The sequence below is a fragment of the Bacillus sp. L_1B0_5 genome (genome assembly GCF_000836715.1).
Taxonomy (GTDB): Bacteria; Bacillota; Bacilli; order Bacillales; family Bacillaceae_G; genus Bacillus_A; species Bacillus_A thuringiensis_S.
In genome coordinates, this window is the sequence record NZ_JXIS01000243.1 from 1 (window position 1) to 3,463 (window position 3,463).

Here is a 3,463-nt window from a genome sequence, read left to right on the forward strand (position 1 = left end):
CGAAGTGAAAGTGGGGGTAGTTCAATAACTTATCTATATCTTGACTTAAACTTAGCACCTGCTGATGTCTAAATCCATATTTATTTACAAGTTTAATTAATTCTACTTTCTTGTCTTCAATTAGTTTTTGTAAGTTTCTCATCTCCATATCTATTAGAACTCCTTTTTTACGATTTAGCAGTTAAATTATAGTATAGATATAAAAATAAAGAAAATGGAATTTTTGGAAATCGAAAGAAAGAAATTCAGATGTGTCTAAAATACAATTAAAATTATATATATGCATAAATGCATTTAAATTCTTCTATGTTAATGTTATAATAGAATTAACCAAGAAGCATCCAACAAATTATGATTAATCACTACATTTTCTTTCAGAACTAGTCAACATATAAAAAGACACTATGTATATTATAGTGTCTTTTTATATACTCTATAATATTAATTGAACATAAATATGTTTATGCAAATTAAATTACTAAAAAAACTTTAACAAGGGGTTGTACCACATCCCTATGTAGCTAAGAAAAGAAAAATACACAAAAGGATATATCTTACCATATATGATGGAAACGACATATCCTTTTGTTAAAAACCTACTCTTATCGATTTCTGTTATCATTAAGTCTTAATTAAACTTAATACCACACTCTAATCGATCACTGTTATCCTTAGGATTTAATGTAATTGGCTTTACAATGTACTCCATTATATTCACCTCCTTTCACTAAAAGTATATCTCAACTCTTTTATTAACTAGATTGTTTAATAACCTCAGTTTCCGGTACTTTTTGTTTATCGATAGGATTTTTTATGTAATATCTATATAATCTATCTTTGATATTATATTTTAATTGATCACATTCAAAATCTTGTTTTTCTAAACTCAGTTCAGGGCATCTTCCTTTACAAAGAGGCATAATATTACATGTCTTGCATTTGTTTGGCAATTCCCAATTCATCCATTTTGTTAAGGTTTGTAACGAAGTAATGCCTTCTGCTAAATTCCCTACTCTTAATTTTTTATTTCCAACTTCATGCCAGCATTTAAATAAATCACCGTAGGCATCCACAACAAAAGAGTTATTATCTACAGCTTGACAAACCCAACCACCACGATTTTTAGGATAAAGATTTCCCATATTGAAGCCAATCTTATCAGCGTATTCAATCAAATCTGTCTCCCATTTTGCAAACTCCCTTGTTACTAGACAGGATTCACTAATAGATTGACAAACGTCATTGTATGCCCCTACTGGAGCAAAATACACGGAAACTTTGTTGTTTAATCCTTGATTCATTAGAATAGGAAAAAGCTTATACACATCTGCAACGTTTTCTTTTGAAACATTTACACGAATTCCGACTTGTATAATATCTTGTATTTCTTTAATATTATTTAAAATTTTATTGAAAGAACCTTGCTTATTTCTTAAGATTCTAGTCACATCATGCGTCTCTGGGCCACCGTCCAATGTGATTTGTACATATTTAACGTTATTCTCTTGGACTAAATGTTCTGCAATTTTTCTATTAAGTAAATATCCATTTGAAACCATTTTAGCTCTAAATTGAATATTTTTTTCTTTGCATATTGTTAATATATACTTTGACATTCTATCTATAAGATCTTTTTTTAATAATGGTTCACCACCATACCACGTAACAGAAAATTCAGTCTTATTTCTTAAGTTATTTTGAATGAATTTTTTCAAATCTTCTTCTTTTTGTCCCTCAATATATTCATCTACATGATTTTCATAACAATATGGACATCGAAAATTGCATTGTAATGTAGTTGCTATGGTTAAACCTAAATATTCACTTCCAAAACGGCTCTTATTAGTTAAATAGTGGTAAACACCGTATTCATCTAAAGAATTTTCTACTATAAAACCAGCCCTAGTTAATTCTTCTAAATGTAAATTAGGAATCTCATTATAATCTCTTTTGCTAATTTTTTTTATAGTATCCTTATATTCATCAGAAATTTTAACAAACGCTCCTGTATGGCTATTATATAGAAAATTAATATTATCTTTTTTAAAAGGTACATTAAATTGTGATACCTTATACAAAATTATTCCTCCATTCTATTCATATACATATTACTAAATTGATACAATTCCGTATGTCTTGTAATATTAATTAATTGTTAAAATCTATTTTTCACTAATAACTTAACACAGGAATAATAGCAATTGAATTGAGAATATATATACTGAATGTTTAGTATAGATATATAAACCTATAATGATAGTGTAAATATTTTTTCTATTGGATTATATTGCTACATTTTTAGAAGCGGCAAATAAAGAGAATGAGTCAGAAAAGCCTAAGGAATCTATAGTAAAATCAGGTAACTTGCTTTGCAAGTCACCTGTTAATCTTTTAATAAAGAATAAAAAATCCCTAACCATTGTTTTGGATATTGTTAGGGATTTTTTCTATTTATATTTTGTATTAAACCAAGTTCTCAGCAAATTAAAGATCGCATGATTTTACAAAACAAAAATATGTTGTGGTTCGTATGAAAGGATAAAATTTTCATTTTTGGAGTATTAACTTTTGTTAACTTGATAGCGATGTGGTGCTTCCACTATTTAAAGTGAAAATCAATAGGTAATATATTCGTTCGGTTAACATGTGGAAAATGAATTTATACATAAAAAAGAATCCTACTATTAAGCAGGATTTGACATGGGATATTTTATCGTCGAGAAATGCAGTTATTCTTGATTTTATAATAATATAAATGTGCAAGGTTTACAATCATTATTTACACCTGTAAATACATTATTAGGATGCTCACGTGCATCTATTTCTTCTACCTGAACACTCTCGATTTTCTTCATACAGTAATTCCTTTCAATTTTTTCTTCAGGTTAAATTCAGATTATGCTTTATTCCAATCTTCTCGAATATCTTCATCAGAAGGATGTAGGTACAAATTCATTGTTGTTTGAATTTGAGAATGTCCTAATCGTTCTTGCACTTGCTTAATATCCTTGGTTTTCTGGTAGAAAATTGTAGCGTGTGTATGACGAAATAGGTGCGGATGTAGGTTTCCCTGTTTTCTTTTTTAAACGCTTAAATAGAGACTCAACGTTCCAATATTCCATTGGTTTCCCCACATCTTTTCCTCTTAATTTTACAAAAACAAAGTTTGAATCAAATTCTAATTCATCAAGCACTTCATACAAGTAATCACCATATAAATCCATTAAGGATTGCGATACATAAATTTCACGTTCTCCAGTTTTTAACATTGCACTGTTTTCTAATGCCCTCGTTCTACTAAACGAATCCGATGACCTTTTTGATGGTCATAAACAAAATCCTCCATGAAAAGAGCGAGAGCTTCTCCAATACGCAATCCCGTTTCAAATAACAATTGAATTAAGAACTTATCTCTTATATTAGTGGTTACTTGTAATACTTGTTGTACTTGTTGTACTTGTTG

The 3,463-nt window shown here is 28.8% G+C and carries 2 protein-coding genes and 1 pseudogene; all 3 read right to left on the minus strand.

Translation table 11 applies throughout. The features are described from left to right. A partial coding sequence (locus RT27_RS32150; protein WP_043939499.1) for an aspartyl-phosphate phosphatase Spo0E family protein occupies positions 1-148 on the minus strand: 148 nt, incomplete at its 3' end. A gap of 604 nt (positions 149-752) precedes the next feature. After that, positions 753-2,078 carry a radical SAM protein gene (locus tag RT27_RS32155; RefSeq protein WP_043939501.1) on the minus strand — a complete coding sequence of 442 codons (1,326 nt, stop codon included), beginning with the start codon at positions 2,076-2,078 and terminating at the stop codon, positions 753-755. An 818-nt stretch (positions 2,079-2,896) separates the two neighbouring features. Next, positions 2,897-3,463: pseudogene (locus tag RT27_RS32160) on the minus strand (tyrosine-type recombinase/integrase); the annotation flags it as partial.